We start from the raw sequence: 12,537 nt of genomic DNA, 5'->3' as shown, positions 1-12,537 counted from the left end.
CAACGCTAAACAATTACCGAACAAATGTCCATCGAATGGCGTGCCGGACTTCCGGATTACAGACAGTGGAAATCAGTTCAAATCGTGTTGATTAGGAGTTTACTCTCAATCTCTGGATTATTGTGGGCTTTTTTTATTGAACAAGGATATGAATACAATTAAAACTCAATATAAATTATGATAGAAGTTATAGTAGGTGTTGTTTGTTTAGTAATCGGAGCTGTAGTGGGAATATTTTTTTCCAGAAGTTCTCTGAATGCTAAAGCAAAATTCATCATAGATGATGCCAAGAAAAATGCCGAAAACCTTATAGAAAAAGCCAATGTTCAGGCTGAATCCATAAAGAAAGAAAAGAATCTTCAGGCTAAAGAAAAATTCCTGGAATTGAAATCACAGCATGACGCTGACATTCAATCCCGTGAAAAGAAAATGCAGGAAGTTGAAAAGAGAACAAAAGACAAAGAGCATAAGCTGAATGATGAACTTAGCAAGACTGGAAAGCTTGAAAAAGACTTAGACAAGCAGATTGCAGATTATGCTAAGAAGAACGAAATTCTGGACAGAAAACAGCAGGAATTAGATATAGCTACTGCCAAGAAAGTAGAAATACTAGAAAAAATCTCTAATTATACTGCAGAGGAAGCTAAAGCAGAATTGGTGGAAACTATGAGAGCTGAGGCAAAAACAAGAGCGCAGGCACATGTTCAGAGCATCATGGAAGAAGCTCAGCTGAATGCCAAGAATGAAGCAAGAAAAATTGTTATTCAAACGATCCAAAGAATTGGAACCGAGCAGGCAATCGAAAATTCAGTATCCGTTTTCAACATCGAGTCTGATGAAGTAAAAGGTAGAATTATCGGTAGAGAAGGTAGAAATATCCGTGCTTTAGAAGCAGTAACCGGAGTAGAAATTATCGTTGATGATACTCCTGAAGCTATCCTTCTTTCATGTTTCGATCCTGTAAGAAGAGAGATTGCAAGACTATCCCTTCACAGATTGGTAACCGATGGTAGAATTCACCCGGCAAGAATCGAAGAAGTAGTAGAAAAAACTAGAAAACAGATCGAAGAGGAAATCATTGAAGTAGGGAAGAGAACCATCATTGATTTAGGAATCCACGGATTACACCCTGAACTGATCAAAATTGTAGGTAGAATGAAATACCGTTCTTCTTACGGACAAAACTTACTGCAGCACTCAAGAGAAGTAGCCAACATTGCTGCAACCATGGCTGCTGAATTAGGATTAAACGTTAAATTAGCCAAAAGAGCAGGTCTTTTACACGATATCGGTAAAGTTCCTGAGCAGGAATCAGAATTACCACACGCCCTTTTAGGAATGCAATGGGCTGAGAAATACGGTGAAAATCCTGAAGTAGTAAATGCTATTGGAGCTCACCACGACGAAATTGAAATGAAATCGTTATTATCTCCGATCATTCAGGTTGCCGATGCGATCTCTGGAGCTAGACCGGGAGCAAGAAGACAGGTATTGGAATCTTATATTCAGAGATTAAAAGATCTTGAATCTGCAGCATTAAGCTTCGATGGAGTATCCAGTGCTTATGCAATTCAGGCAGGTAGAGAACTGAGAGTAATGGTAGAGAGTGGAAAAGTAAATGACGAAGTAGCTTCTCAGCTTTCTTACGATATCTCTGAGAAAATCCAGAATGAACTGACTTATCCGGGACAGGTAAAAGTAACAGTAATCAGAGAAACAAGAGCTGTGAATATTGCCAGATAATAATCAGAAAAAGATATTTGATAAAAACCTTTCAAGAAATTGAAAGGTTTTTTATTTTTATCAAAACTTAAAAATGCAAGAACTGTCCCTGTCTTCAAAACTGAAGTACATTTTCTCTATTCCCGTTATTATTTCTGCCTTAGGCTATTTTGTAGATATCTATGATCTTCTTTTATTCGGTATCGTTAGAATTCCAAGTTTAAAAGCATTAGGGCTTAATCCGGATGCAGACGGAACCTTCATACTGAACTGCCAGATGGTAGGACTTCTCATAGGAGGGGTATTCTGGGGAATTTTTGGAGACAAAAAGGGAAGACTTTCTGTACTGTTTGGATCTATTTTGGTTTATTCATTAGCCAATATTGCCTGTGGTTTTCTGCCTTATTTTCCGAAAGAGCATTTAGTGTACCAATATGCCGGGTTAAGATTTATTGCGGGTATTGGACTTGCCGGAGAGCTCGGAGCCGGAATTACGCTGGTTTCTGAAAGTCTGCCGAAGAATTTAAGAGCTATCGGAACCTCAGTAGTTGCAGGTTTTGGATTAATGGGTGCTGTTGTAGCTCAGCTTACCGTAGAGCTGGCCGGAGGATGGAATATTTCTTACATTATCGGTGGGATCATGGGAATTATGTTATTGATACTGAGAATAAGCGTATCGGAATCCGGAATTTATAAGAATCTTGAGCATAAAAACATCTCAAAAGGAAACTTTCTCTCCTTTTTTACCAATAAAGACAGATTGATAAGGTATTTAAAATGCATTGCAGTGGGATTACCTACTTGGTATTGCATAGGGATTCTGGCTGTTTTAGCCAATCAGTTTGCCCCTGAATTGGGCATAAAAGATATCAACCCCGGAAAAGCAATTATGTGGGCTTATGTAGGTATTTCTGTCGGCGACCTGTTGAGCGGGTTTATTTCTCATGCTTTAAAATCACGAAAAATGGCCATCTTTTATATGCTGGTCTTTACTCTGGTTGGGGTGGCAATCATGTTATTTGGTAATACAAATACGGAAACAAAATATTACATGTTTTGTGTATGGCTGGGATTTGGAACAGGATATTGGGCCATGTTTGTGACACTGGCAGCAGAACAGTTTGGAACGAATATAAGAAATACTGCAACCACAACTGTTCCCAATATGGTAAGAGGGTTGGTGCCGGTAATGATATTCGCTTTTGATTCCCTTAAAGGGCATTTCCCTGTTGTAGAAAGTGCTGCCATAGTAGGAGTAGTGGTATTCGGGCTTGCATTTTACTCTTCACTTACCATTTCTGAAACCCACGACAGAGATCTTGAATTTACAGAATAATTTAACTTGTTTAATAAATAAGATGCTGGTAATCCTTGTTTTGAATATAACAATGAAGTTATAATCAATAAATTATTAAATTTTATTCTGATTTTTGTTGCGAGTGTTTAATATTTGTTTAACTTTGAGAAGTAACTAAAACTATATTTTTAATCAAAACTAAACTACATGAACATTATGAAAAATGCTAAAAAACTGAGAAAACAAGATTTAAAAAATATTACTGGAGGAGTAAGCGGTAAGCCGGATTTATCTCTTTGCGGATGTAGCTGCTCTGGTGCTGTAACTGGTCCTGACTATTGCTCAATATATATGGGCTGTCCACAGGTTTATACTTGTGGGGAGATCTAAGAAATTATTTCAATTAGAAATAAACATTTCCACATTTAATATGCAGAACCCTTTTGATTCCAAAAGGGTTCTGCTCTTTTTAATAGATAATGTAAAGAAGACTGCCAACACTTATGGTGATCCATAGGATAATTGCCATAACCAAAGGTTTTAATCCGATTGATTTCAGCGTTTGAATAGAAAGGGTAGAACCAATCAAAAATAAGGTCAGATTCATACCGGATTTTGCCAGAACAGTAATTGAAGTGCTGAAGCGGTCAAGAAATGGGAAATAAGTATTCAAAAGGATCGCCACAATGAAATACCCGATAAACCACGGAATCTTTATTTTGGAATCTTTACTTTTAAAAATAAACATGGTAATCAATGAAACAGGGATAATCCATAAAGCGCGAGCCAATTTCACAGTAGTTGCTATTTTCAAGGCTTCATCTCCATATTTGCTGGCAGCACCTACTACAGAACTCGTATCGTGAATTCCCACAGCACACCAAAGTCCAAACTGCTCCTGTGAAAGATTCAGCAGGTGTCCTATTGCAGGGTATACAAACAAGGCAACCGAATTTAAGGTAAAAACAATAGCCAGTGCAAGAGAAATTTGTTTTGTATTAGGTTTAATGATGGGGGAAACAGCAGCAATAGCACTCCCGCCACAAATAGCAGTTCCTGCGGAGAGAAGATAAGATAAAGGTCTTTCCAGTTTAAATAATTTTCCCAGAAAATATCCTAAAACCATAACGGTGACAATACTTACAACAGTCAGCATCAAGCCTGTTTTTCCGGCATGAAGCGCTTCATCAAGTTTCAGCCCGAATCCAAGACCTACTATTGAAATCTGCAGCAGTAAATGAATATATTGATGAAGGTGTTTTTCAAAAGGGTTTCCGATAAAAACAGCCAGGGCAAATCCCAAAGCAAGAGCAATGGGAGAAGATATAAAAGGTGTAAGGCATAATACAGCCAAAACAATAAAAAATACTTTCCTTGTTATTTCATTTTGAATGAAATCTTTCATAACGCGAACTTTTAAAATGAGCATCAAAAGTCCGGAATAAAGTATTACAAAGTAAATCGTATTTTGTTATATCGGATAACTAAAAGTTATATCTTTGCTTATTGCTTATTGCTTATTGCTTATTGCTTATTGCTTATTGCTTATTGCTTATTGCTTATTGCCTGTTATTCTGCAAACCTCAAAAAAAGTTTGATCAGTTCAGATTGTTCGCCTTTAGGCAGGATAAAATGAAAATCTCTTTCAATACTGAAATTTTTAATGTCAATGACCGTAAGTACATTGTTTTTCAGTTCATTTAAGATAGTACTGATAGAAAGAAACGCCATACATTCCGAATGAAGAAGATAATTTTTGATACTTTCACTGCTTCCCAATTGCATAACAGTATTCAATTCATGGATATTGATTTCCTTTTCTTTAAGCCTGTTTTGGATGAATTCAAGTGTTCCGGAACCTTGTTCCCTGAAGATAAAATCCAGCTGATAAAGATCTTTTAAGCTTAATGTTTTATGGGCAAGAGGGTGATCTGACTTTGCGGCCAGTACAATCTCATCGGGCTTAAACGTTTTATATTCAAAATAAGAAGACTGTGATTCCCCTTCAATGATACCCAGGTCAATTTTCTCTTCTTTTAAAAGTGTTGAGATGGTTTCCGTATTTCCGGTAAGAAGCTCAATCTTAATATCTTTATAATAAGAATTGAATTTGGCTAAAATCTCTGGTAAAATATACTGTGCAACGGTTGTACTCGCCCCGATAATCAGTTTTCCTTTATGCTGCTGGCTGATCTGGCTGATCTCAAACTCCATATCACGATAGATGTTTCTGATCTTTTCTGCATGTTCAAACAGAATTTTTCCGCTTTGGGTCAGCTGGATAGAAGTTCCTTTACGGTCAAATAGCTTAGCGCCTATCTGAGTTTCAATTTCTTTAATGTGTTTAGTGACAGCAGGTTGCGAGATGTGTAGCTCCTCTGAAGCCTTGGTGAAGCTTAATCGGGTAGCCACCGTATGGAAAACTTTTAATCTGTAATCGAACATGGGGTAAAATTACGAATTATAGTTGGAAATGATGAAGGGAGTTTGAGAGTGGGAGGGTTTGAGGGTAATGAGATGCGTGTTGCGAGTTTCGGAGTCTTAGTATTTGAGAGATCGGGGATTCGGGATTCGGGTTTCGTGGTGCGGGATTCGTGGTGCGAGTTTCGGGATTTCAGGTTTAAGATGTTATAAATGAAGAACTGAGAACTAATAAAAACCAGCATACCGCATCCAGCAACAAAATAAACAAATAATTGTGACCCCGCTCCTCGCACTTCGCATCCCACATCCCGCACCCTGCATCTCGAAATCCCTTATAAAAAATCCGAAACAGACTTGTCCTGTTGACTTTCAAATCTTCTGTTTTTTGCCTCTCCAATCTTTTGTTTTGTATAAATACTGTTATGACCGGAAAGAAGATAAGAAACGACACACGCAATAGCTACATATACACCGCATTCTGCTCCGAATAATTCAATTCCCATCAGCATACATGCCAAAGGAGTATTGGTAGCTCCGGCAAATACGGCTACAAATCCCATTCCTGCCAATAATCCGAACGGTAATGGGATGAAAAGTGATAAAGCACTGCCTAAGGTAGCACCAATGAAGAACAAGGGTGTCACTTCTCCACCTTTGAATCCGGCTGAAAGGGTAACAATGGTAAAAATCATTTTTAAAGCAAAATCATACAGTGGAAGTTGCTTTTCAAAAGATTCCATAATTATAGGAACGCCCAGTCCGATATAACGGGTTGTTCCCATCGCAAAAACGGCAAGTGCTATAATAATTCCTCCCACTACAGGACGAAGCGGAGGGTATTTGATATTTGATTTAAAGACAGAGCCCATCCAGTGGATGATTTTACTGAAAGCGGCCGCGCAGATTCCAAAAGCTATTCCTGCCAGAATGCTGTATAGAATTGGTAAAAATTCAAGTTTCGGAATAAAATCAATATGGTAATGGGTATGTTTTACATTCCATAGATTGGTAGCCCAGTCTGCCAGAATTGCGGAAGCAAATGCCGGAAAGATTGCATTGTAACGAATCCTTCCGATCAGAAAAACTTCAAGACCAAAAACGGCTCCTGCCAGTGGTGTTCCGAAAACGGAGCCAAATCCGGCAGCAATAGCAGCAATAATTAATATTTTTCTTTCATTTCTGTCAAGTTTAAAAGGCCTGGTGAGCTGATCCGCGATGGCACCCGCCATCTGAAGAGCTGTTCCTTCACGGCCGGCAGAACCTCCGAAAAAATGAGTTACAATTGTTCCCAGATAGACAAAAGGAGCCATTTTAAAAGGAATAATTCCCTTGGGTTCATGGATGGTATCAATCAACAGGTTATTTCCAGCCTCCACATCTTTTCCGAAATAATAATAAAGAAGCCCTATCAGAAATCCTGCAGCAGGAAGTAAAGCAATCAGCCAGAGATGATTTTCTCTGAAGTTTGTTGCCCATTCTAAAGACTGAAGAAATCCTGCAGAAGCTGTTCCTACCAATATACCAATGATGATACTGATACACAGCCATTTTAAAATATAAGGAACTGCCGGAAATTTTCTGAAGAAAAAACGAGTATGAAAAATTGCTTTTTTACCTGGTGTTCTTTGACTTTTTGACATAGTAATCCTGATTAGTTATTTGTTAATAATCTTTTAATCAGGCGTCATCAGCTTTTGTAAAGCGGTTGGGTAAGGAAGAACACCATTTCCTTTTGATGATGCAAATATATGAATTATGGTAAAAAGATAAAAGATAAAAGATAAAAGATAAAAGATAAAAGATAAAAGATCTTGTTGTTAAAATTCAATAAGGGTGGGCTTTAGCCCAGCCAAATAAATTTTAAATCCCATTGGCTTTAGCCTAAACTTAAAATAACCATAGCTTTAATATACCGGATAATGCATCGCCTTATTGATTTCAATCGGATTATTATATTTTCTGATAACCTCCTGCATGCTTTTGGTTTGCGTATTCAGTTCATCAACATTATGAATTTCCTTTCCGTTGATATTAATTCTAAGGTCATTATTGGATTTGCTGATATTATTTCTTTCAAAAGCAAAAGGATCATTATAAAACTCCATGAGCAGCTTATGTTTTTGCTTTTCGTTAATAGGAATTGCTTTATTACCAAAGCTGGATTCCAGGAAATCTGAAGTAGGGGAAACTTCCGGAAGTTCTCTGCTTTTCACGAGAGTATAAAGGAAATTTTTCTTAGCATCTGATAGCTCAAAGATTAAACCGGGCAATCCACGCAGTTTAAATGGCCCTTCATTAAATGGAATATCTTTACAGAACCAGGCCGTCCAGCTTCTCCCTCCAAATTTTGTAGTTGCTTTTTGTAAAGTATAGTTTTCTACCTTTTTTATCTCATCAGCAATCGTCCAATTGATCTTATCTATAGTTTTAAATTTATAATATCCGTTTTTAATATTGATGAAATTTTCATTATCAAAAGAATTGATCTTTCTTTTAACTATCTGTCCGGTCATATCAGTATAGCTGAAGTTCGTTCCGAATTTTTTATTCAGTGAGTCTCTGATGGCGAGATCTTTCCCATAGAATTTTACTTCCTTCGGAGTGATATCGAGGATCATATTCACTTTTTCATATCCAGCCTCGGTAGAATCCATTTTATACTGAAGTTCATAAATAAACCGGTGTGTCTGAGACTGCACCAAAGCTGTTACGAGCAATGCTGTTAAAGTAAAAAAACTTTTCATATCATGTGATTGGTTGTTTTTTGTTACTGGTTTCCCAAAACCTTAAACCTCAAATCCTGCAATCTCGCATCCCGAAACCCGCTCTTACAAAAAAGGTTTCATTTCATCTTCAATCTGCGTTCTCAGCTCCATCAGGCGTTTGGCATACATTTCAAGCTGTTTTTCTTCCTCTGTTTCCGGTGTCCATTTTGGAACAGGGAGTTTTTTTCCATTTTCATCCACAGCTACAAATACAATAATACAATGTGTTTTCTTCTCAAAGTTGGGCTGTTTTAAATTTCTTGAAAAAACATTGATGGCAATATGCATGCTTGAAGTTCCGGTATAGATCACCTGAGCGTCTACTTTTACTACTTCCCCGATTTTAATAGGATCATAAAAACGGATTCCGCCCACATAAACAGTGACAGAATAATTACCACTCCAGGTTGTCGCGCATGCATAACCGGCCTGGTCAATCCATTTCATAACACTTCCTCCATGTACATTTCCTCCGTAATTAACATCTGAAGGCTCCGAAATAAACTGAAAAGTAATAGGCTTGTTCTGCATCTTTATAAAATTTGAATAAAGTTATTTAATAATTTCCAAAGTTTTAGATTAAATCCTACTTTTGAAAGACGAAACTTTCAATGAAAGAGAATTTTAACCCATAACAGATTTAGAGCCCGTAATGAAGAAAGTATTTTATCTCAACACTTGTGATACATGTAGAAAAATTTTAGCCCAATTTGACCTTACAGGCTGGGAACTTCGCGAAATTAAAAAAGAGCCCATCACAAAAGAGGAATTGGCGGAAATGCATAAGAAAACAAAATCATACGAAGCATTATTCAGTAAAAAATCCACTCAGATTAAATTGAGAGGGCTGGATGTAAAGTCTTTGACAGAGAAAGATTTTAAAGAGTTACTGCTGGATCATTATACTTTCCTTAAAAGACCTGTTTTTGTGACAGACAAGGAGATTTTCGTAGGAAATGATAAGAAGAACGTTGAAGAATTGCAGAAGTTCTTTGGTGTGATATAGCGTATATGGGATTTGGATTAGAGATCTATCTCATTTTTGATGTGAAAGAACCATTTGAAAAGTATTTGGAGCTTAGAGACCGTTACCATTTTGATCATAGAAACGGCTTAAACTTAATAATGACAGGAGATGGAGATGTGGATGCAGGTGATGAAGATCGACTGTTAAGGCAAGTCGAAAGAGTTTTAAATGTTGATCTTACTTTGTTGGATTTCTGGGATTATACTGAAGAATACGAAGGTTTTACAAGTATAGAACCTTTACGTGTGAAACTGATTGAACTGGAACATGCATTAGCAGAAAATCCTGAATTTTATAAAAGAATCAGCTGGGGGCACGATATAGAAGAAGAATATCTGAAAGATAACTTTATAAAAGATGTCCGCTTTTTCATTGAAAGGCTCAATTTGAATCTTGAAAATGGAGCTTCCTTGGTCAAATATATTTCAGACTAAAATTTTATAAAATCAGCCCTGCAAAAATTGCGGGGCTGATTTATTATTTCTTATATCTTTTGAACAGATTATACAAAAGGAGCTTTTACCACTTTTGCAGGAATGTTCTTGTTTCTTACCTGAATGAAGATTTCAGAACCTAATTTGAAGTGAGGTTTGTCTACATAAGCAAGACCTAAACCTACTTTTTTCATTGGAGACTGTGTTCCGGAAGTTACTTTCCCGATTACATTTCCTTCAGCATCCACTACAGGATAATCATGTCTTGGAACTCCTTTGTCTGTCAATTCGAAACCTACTAGTTTTCTTGTAACCCCTTCTTCTTTTTGTTTTGCGAAAACATCTCTAGAAACGAAGTCTTTGTCAAACTTAGTGATCCATCCTAAACCGGCTTCAATCGGAGACGTTGTATCATCTATATCATTTCCGTACAGGCAGAATCCTTTTTCTAATCTTAAAGTATCTCTGGCAGCCAATCCGCAAGGAATGATTCCTTCTTCTTTACCTGCTTCCATTACGGCATCCCAAAGTTTTTCAGCACTTCCGTTATTGAAATAAATCTCAAAACCACCGCTTCCTGTGTATCCTGTGTTTGAAATAATCACATCATTTTCTCCGGCAACAGTTCCTACTGTAAAATGATAGTAAGGAATTTCTGAAAGATTTACGTCCGTAAGCTTTTGAAGAATTTCAGTAGCTTTAGGCCCCTGAACTGCCAGTAATGACATTTCATCAGAAGCATTGGTCATTTTAGCTCCGAAAGTATTGTATTTTGAAATATGATTCCAGTCTTTGTCGATGTTGGATGCGTTTACTACTACAAAATATTTGTCATCTTCCATCTTGTAAACGATAAGGTCATCTACAATTCCGCCGTTTTCGTTCGGAAGGCAAGAATATTGAGCTTTTCCGTTTTCAAGTGCATCTACATTGTTGGTAGTTACATACTGCAAAAGGTCTTTTGAACCCGGCCCTTCGATGAAAAACTGTCCCATGTGGGAAACATCAAATAATCCTGCTTTTTCTCTTACGGCAAAGTGCTCTTCTGTAACCCCTGAATATTGAACAGGCATTTCAAAACCTGCGAAAGGTACGATCTTAGCTCCCAAAGAAACATGTTTGTCGTACAAGGCTGTTTTCTTCATATTTAATTTTATTTCTTTATTTTAAAACTGTTAAAAGTCTCATTGAATAGGGTCATATAGTTTCCGTTCCAGAACTTCTGGCCACAGTTGATGGAAACCAAATATAAGTTTTTATCTTTTTGAAAAGCCTTGGTTACCCAGAACAGCTTCTCTTTTTCATCGAAATGCTCATAGAAATATTCCGTATACCCTTTCTGGCTCTTTTTTTCTTTTACTTTTTTCTCTTCGTCATGTGATTGATAAAGGGCAAGGATAAATTTTTTCACTTCTTCTTTCGGAAGGGGAAGATCATGATATTCCGAGATGGTAATAGCACCTATCTGGCTGGTAGGGAAAATATTGATGATCTCACTGTCGTTTGTGGATTTCCAGCCTTCAGGAACATTGATAGAGTAATTCGGAGTGTCAAATACACCTGCCTTTTGGGCAAAAAACAGGCTTCCTGTCAAAAAAGCAGAAAAAAGCAATATTTTTTTCATCATTAAAAATGGTGTTTGTATTCTTCGAGGATGATTTTGAACCATTCTGTAAAGTTTTCAGGATGTTCGGAAATTTCCTTATCAAGATCTTCCATAGAAATGAATCTTACTTCTTCCACTTCATCTTTATTCAAATTGAAATCAGCTTCATGATTTCCCACAAACACATGATCCAGCTCGTGCTCCCAAAGACCACCGCCTACATCTGCTTTGTAAATAAAATGGAATTTTTCGGAAAGATCAGCTTCAATTCCCAATTCTTCCTTCAGTCTGCGTACTGCTCCTTCCAGATAAGTTTCTCCTTCTCGGGGGTGTGAGCATACCGCATTGGTCCATTGATTGGGAGAATGGTATTTTCCTGACGCTCTTTTCTGCAATAGCATTTCTCCTTTATTATTGAAAAGAAATACAGAAAAAGCACGGTGTAACAAGCCATTGATGTGAGCCTGCTGTTTCTCCATCAGCCCTAAAACCTCATCTTCAGGATTTACTAAAACGACAAATTCTTCCATTCCTACAAATGTAAGAGTAATAAATGTATTTTGGAAATTTTTAGATAAACATCATGCTTTTTGTAATAAGACTAATAAAATGATGAAAGTTTACAGATAATACATCCATTCACAGATTGATTTTCTTTAAAACCTCCACTTTCTTATTTAAAAAAAGAAATGCAAAACGAAAATTATTAACTATTTCAGGGTAAATAATGAATAAAATATTGATATTATTCTTTAAATAATAGTTTCTGTAGTAAAATATTAACATAAACTAAGATTAATATGCCTGATAGTTGTAAAAACGCTAACTTTGTTTTTTAATATTTAGTAATGGAATTAGAATACATTGAACACATTAGTCCTATTCTAAAGGATGGAATAAAAAATTACTTAATAGATATCGACGGAACCATTACCGATGACGTTCCCAATGAAGAACCGGAAAGAATGGTTACCTGCGAACCCTACCCTGATGCTCTGGAAACGATCAACAGATGGTATGACGAAGGACATCAGATCTGCTTTTTTACTTCAAGAACCGAAAATCTGAAACAAATTACGATCGACTGGCTGGATAAGCATGGCTTCAAATACCACAGCGTGCTTTGCGGAAAACCAAGAGGAGGAAATTATCACTGGATAGACAACCACCTGGTAAGAGCTACAAGATACAAAGGAAGATTTACGGATTTGGTAGAAAAACAAGTGACCATTGAGGTATTCAAAGAAGACGGCGAATAAAAA

General features: G+C 36.9%; 14 protein-coding genes and 1 riboswitch. Of the genes, 6 read left to right on the top strand and 8 right to left on the bottom strand.

The genetic code is table 11. The annotated features are described in order from the left end of the window. Window positions 1-177: 177 nt before the first annotated feature. The 3 genes from rny to KBP46_RS06930 all read left to right on the top strand — a co-directional run bounded on the left by rny (window position 178) and on the right by KBP46_RS06930 (window position 3,409). Window positions 178-1,743, top strand: a complete 1,566-nt coding sequence (gene rny / locus KBP46_RS06940; protein WP_216444990.1) for a ribonuclease Y — start codon at window positions 178-180, stop codon at window positions 1,741-1,743. 73 nt (window positions 1,744-1,816) lie between these two features. Then, the gene (locus KBP46_RS06935) at window positions 1,817-3,058 is read left to right on the top strand and encodes an MFS transporter (RefSeq protein ID WP_123278000.1); all 1,242 of its coding nucleotides are present in this window, start codon (window positions 1,817-1,819) and stop codon (window positions 3,056-3,058) included. Between the two features lie 168 nt (window positions 3,059-3,226). Beyond that, window positions 3,227-3,409, top strand: coding sequence for a hypothetical protein (locus tag KBP46_RS06930; protein ID WP_062670895.1), 183 nt, complete (start codon window positions 3,227-3,229; stop codon window positions 3,407-3,409). 79 nt (window positions 3,410-3,488) lie between these two features. On the opposite strand, the gene KBP46_RS06925 is transcribed toward KBP46_RS06930, so the two are convergent. The 5 genes from KBP46_RS06925 to KBP46_RS06905 all read right to left on the bottom strand — a co-directional run bounded on the left by KBP46_RS06925 (window position 3,489) and on the right by KBP46_RS06905 (window position 8,739). After that, window positions 3,489-4,424 carry a YeiH family protein gene (locus KBP46_RS06925; RefSeq protein ID WP_216444989.1) on the bottom strand — a complete coding sequence of 312 codons (936 nt, stop codon included), beginning with the start codon at window positions 4,422-4,424 and terminating at the stop codon, window positions 3,489-3,491. Window positions 4,425-4,588: 164 nt separating this feature from the next. Further along, entirely contained in the window at window positions 4,589-5,464 is an 876-nt protein-coding gene (locus KBP46_RS06920) for a LysR family transcriptional regulator (protein WP_120230540.1), read from the bottom strand. Between the two features lie 311 nt (window positions 5,465-5,775). Continuing rightward, entirely contained in the window at window positions 5,776-7,083 is a 1,308-nt protein-coding gene (locus KBP46_RS06915) for a voltage-gated chloride channel family protein (RefSeq protein WP_216444988.1), read from the bottom strand. Between the two features lie 31 nt (window positions 7,084-7,114). Further along, window positions 7,115-7,182: riboswitch (Fluoride riboswitch) on the bottom strand. A 165-nt stretch (window positions 7,183-7,347) separates the two neighbouring features. Then, the gene (locus tag KBP46_RS06910; protein WP_216444987.1) at window positions 7,348-8,187 is read right to left on the bottom strand and encodes a GLPGLI family protein; all 840 of its coding nucleotides are present in this window, start codon (window positions 8,185-8,187) and stop codon (window positions 7,348-7,350) included. A gap of 84 nt (window positions 8,188-8,271) precedes the next feature. Beyond that, the gene (locus KBP46_RS06905; protein ID WP_002980508.1) at window positions 8,272-8,739 is read right to left on the bottom strand and encodes an acyl-CoA thioesterase; all 468 of its coding nucleotides are present in this window, start codon (window positions 8,737-8,739) and stop codon (window positions 8,272-8,274) included. Between the two features lie 121 nt (window positions 8,740-8,860). Here KBP46_RS06905 and KBP46_RS06900 point away from each other — a divergent pair, with 121 nt between their 5' ends. Beyond that, window positions 8,861-9,214, top strand: coding sequence for an arsenate reductase family protein (locus KBP46_RS06900; protein ID WP_062670889.1), 354 nt, complete (start codon window positions 8,861-8,863; stop codon window positions 9,212-9,214). A 5-nt stretch (window positions 9,215-9,219) separates the two neighbouring features. Beyond that, the gene (locus tag KBP46_RS06895; protein WP_216444986.1) at window positions 9,220-9,669 is read left to right on the top strand and encodes a hypothetical protein; all 450 of its coding nucleotides are present in this window, start codon (window positions 9,220-9,222) and stop codon (window positions 9,667-9,669) included. Between the two features lie 68 nt (window positions 9,670-9,737). On the opposite strand, the gene gcvT is transcribed toward KBP46_RS06895, so the two are convergent. The 3 genes from gcvT to idi are packed head-to-tail and all read right to left on the bottom strand — an operon-like array spanning window position 9,738 to window position 11,805. Continuing rightward, window positions 9,738-10,814 carry a glycine cleavage system aminomethyltransferase GcvT gene (gcvT, locus tag KBP46_RS06890; protein WP_216444985.1) on the bottom strand — a complete coding sequence of 359 codons (1,077 nt, stop codon included), beginning with the start codon at window positions 10,812-10,814 and terminating at the stop codon, window positions 9,738-9,740. 8 nt (window positions 10,815-10,822) lie between these two features. Further along, window positions 10,823-11,296: a hypothetical protein gene (locus KBP46_RS06885; RefSeq protein WP_062670883.1), complete on the bottom strand. Its 474-nt coding sequence runs from the start codon at window positions 11,294-11,296 to the stop codon at window positions 10,823-10,825. Next, the gene (gene idi / locus KBP46_RS06880) at window positions 11,296-11,805 is read right to left on the bottom strand and encodes an isopentenyl-diphosphate Delta-isomerase (RefSeq protein WP_216444984.1); all 510 of its coding nucleotides are present in this window, start codon (window positions 11,803-11,805) and stop codon (window positions 11,296-11,298) included. The genes KBP46_RS06885 and idi overlap by 1 nt, the downstream gene beginning before the upstream one ends. A gap of 318 nt (window positions 11,806-12,123) precedes the next feature. Between idi and KBP46_RS06875 the strand changes: the two genes are divergently transcribed. Beyond that, window positions 12,124-12,534, top strand: a complete 411-nt coding sequence (locus KBP46_RS06875) for a phosphoheptose isomerase (RefSeq protein ID WP_002980498.1) — start codon at window positions 12,124-12,126, stop codon at window positions 12,532-12,534. The last annotated feature ends 3 nt before the right edge of the window (window positions 12,535-12,537 follow it).

This window comes from Chryseobacterium sp. PCH239 (assembly GCF_018924625.1).
GTDB classification, from domain to species: domain Bacteria; phylum Bacteroidota; class Bacteroidia; order Flavobacteriales; family Weeksellaceae; genus Chryseobacterium; species Chryseobacterium cucumeris.
The sequence above is the reverse complement of the archived record's forward strand: the minus strand, read 5'-3'. Positions and strand labels throughout refer to the sequence as shown.

Bases quoted from the DNA above. Each gene is read 5' to 3' on its own strand.
- rny (WP_216444990.1), top strand. From the start codon at position 178: ATGATAGAAGTTATAGTAGGTGTTGTTTGTTTAGTAATCGGAGCTGTA.
- KBP46_RS06935 (WP_123278000.1), top strand. From the start codon at position 1,817: ATGCAAGAACTGTCCCTGTCTTCAAAACTGAAGTACATTTTCTCTATT.
- KBP46_RS06930 (WP_062670895.1), top strand. From the start codon at position 3,227: ATGAACATTATGAAAAATGCTAAAAAACTGAGAAAACAAGATTTAAAA.
- KBP46_RS06925 (WP_216444989.1), bottom strand. From the start codon at position 4,424: ATGAAAGATTTCATTCAAAATGAAATAACAAGGAAAGTATTTTTTATT.
- KBP46_RS06920 (WP_120230540.1), bottom strand. From the start codon at position 5,464: ATGTTCGATTACAGATTAAAAGTTTTCCATACGGTGGCTACCCGATTA.
- KBP46_RS06915 (WP_216444988.1), bottom strand. From the start codon at position 7,083: ATGTCAAAAAGTCAAAGAACACCAGGTAAAAAAGCAATTTTTCATACT.
- KBP46_RS06910 (WP_216444987.1), bottom strand. From the start codon at position 8,187: ATGAAAAGTTTTTTTACTTTAACAGCATTGCTCGTAACAGCTTTGGTG.
- KBP46_RS06905 (WP_002980508.1), bottom strand. From the start codon at position 8,739: ATGCAGAACAAGCCTATTACTTTTCAGTTTATTTCGGAGCCTTCAGAT.
- KBP46_RS06900 (WP_062670889.1), top strand. From the start codon at position 8,861: ATGAAGAAAGTATTTTATCTCAACACTTGTGATACATGTAGAAAAATT.
- KBP46_RS06895 (WP_216444986.1), top strand. From the start codon at position 9,220: ATGGGATTTGGATTAGAGATCTATCTCATTTTTGATGTGAAAGAACCA.
- gcvT (WP_216444985.1), bottom strand. From the start codon at position 10,814: ATGAAGAAAACAGCCTTGTACGACAAACATGTTTCTTTGGGAGCTAAG.
- KBP46_RS06885 (WP_062670883.1), bottom strand. From the start codon at position 11,296: ATGATGAAAAAAATATTGCTTTTTTCTGCTTTTTTGACAGGAAGCCTG.
- idi (WP_216444984.1), bottom strand. From the start codon at position 11,805: ATGGAAGAATTTGTCGTTTTAGTAAATCCTGAAGATGAGGTTTTAGGG.
- KBP46_RS06875 (WP_002980498.1), top strand. From the start codon at position 12,124: ATGGAATTAGAATACATTGAACACATTAGTCCTATTCTAAAGGATGGA.